The 1,645-nt window shown below is 65.5% G+C and carries 2 protein-coding genes; one reads left to right on the top strand and one right to left on the bottom strand.

Annotated features, from left to right (window positions below; all coding sequences use genetic code 11):
- A partial coding sequence (locus A9W95_RS22450) for a TetR/AcrR family transcriptional regulator (RefSeq protein WP_067418008.1) occupies positions 1-590 on the bottom strand: 590 nt, incomplete at its 3' end.
- Positions 591-634: 44 nt separating this feature from the next.
- On the opposite strand from A9W95_RS22450, the gene A9W95_RS22445 reads away from it, so the two are divergent.
- On the top strand, positions 635-1,645 hold a 1,011-nt coding region (locus tag A9W95_RS22445), incomplete at its 3' end, for a phosphotransferase family protein (protein WP_067418006.1).

The raw sequence follows: 1,645 nt of genomic DNA, 5'->3' as shown, positions 1-1,645 counted from the left end.
CCGTGAACGACAATGGCGGTGGTCTGATCCACCCACGCGTCGTCGAGCATCTGGTCGGGATACAACAGCATCCGCAACATCGTTGCTCCCCCGATCAATTCGATCAGCCGGTCCGGGTCGACGTCGCGGTGCGCTTCACCGCGTTCGACCGCCTCTCGTAGCCGAACCCGTACCGCGGTGAACAGGTCGACGAAGCGTGTCAGCACCCGGGCGTTGAGCTCTGCGTCGGCGGTCATGTCCGCCACCAGGCCAGGCAAGGCGGCGCGCACCACCGGGGTGGTGAAAACGTCGCGGGTGGCCTCGATCATCATCCGGATGTCGGCGGCGATGTCACCGGCCGGGGCCTGCAGCGCGGTGGGAGCGACCGGAAACGCCGCCTCGTGCACCAGCTCGGCTTTGCTCGACCAGCGACGGTAGAGTGCCGATTTCGTGGTGCCGGCGCGTTCGGCGACGGCGGCCAGGCTGAGGTTCGAATATCCGATCTGCACAAGCAGTTCCGCAGTCGCGGCCAGGATGGCCGAATCGATGCGTGGATCCCGCGGCCGGCCAGCGCCGGGGGCCTTGTCAAGGAATGGCGGGTCTGCTTTCATAACGCTACCTACCGTATCGTAATTGCCTCGTGAAGGAGGCACCTGTGTCGCATGAACCGGCGGTCGAAGATGTGGGCCGCCTGCAGCGCTCGAGTCGTGACGTCACGACGTTGCCGGCCTTGCTATCGCGATGGCTGGCCACCGTCCTGCCCGGCGCCGCCACTCCCGAGGTGCTGGTGGAGAGCGGCATCGATTCCACCGGCATGTCGTCGGAAACGATCGTATTCACCGCGCGCTGGGACCAGGACGGCCAGCCGATGGAGCAGAAGCTGGTGGCGCGGGTGGCGCCGAGCGCCACCGACGTTCCGGTGTTCCCGAGCTACCGGCTGGACCATCAATTCGAAGTCATCCGGCAAGTCGGAGAACTGACCGATGTCCCGGTCCCCCGCGTGCGCTGGATCGAAACCACCGGTGAGGTGCTCGGCACCCCGTTCTTCTTGATGGACTATGTCGAGGGTGTGGTGCCGCCCGACGTGATGCCCTACACCTTCGGCGGCAACTGGTTCGCCGACGCACCGGCCGATCAGCAGCGCGCCCTGCAGGACGCCACCGTCGCGGTTCTGGCCGAGCTGCATTCGATTCCCAACGCGGAAAAGACTTTCGGCTTCTTGACCGAGGGTTACCGGGGCGACACCGCACTGCGTAGGCATGTGGAGTGGGTGCGGTCCTGGTATGACTTCGCAGTGCCGGACATCGGCCGATCACCCTTGCTTGAGCGGACATTCGACTGGCTGGAAGAGCACTGGCCGGACGACGCCGCCACCCGGGAACCGGTGCTGCTGTGGGGTGATGCCCGCGTCGGCAACGTCCTGTACCGCGATTTCCAGCCGGTGGCCGTGCTGGATTGGGAGATGGTGACGCTCGGGCCGCGGGAGCTCGATGTGGCGTGGATGATATTCGCGCACATGGTGTTTCAGGAACTGGCGGGTTTGGCGACGCTACCCGGTCTGCCGGAGGTGATGCGGGAGGAGGACGTGCGCGCGACTTACCAACGGCTCACCGACATCGAACTCGGCGACCTGCATTGGTTCTACGTGTATTCCGGCGTGATGTGG

The sequence above is a fragment of the Mycobacterium sp. 1423905.2 genome (genome assembly GCF_001673155.1).
Lineage (GTDB): Bacteria > Actinomycetota > Actinomycetes > Mycobacteriales > Mycobacteriaceae > Mycobacterium.
The sequence above is the reverse complement of the archived record's forward strand: the minus strand, read 5'-3'. Positions and strand labels throughout refer to the sequence as shown.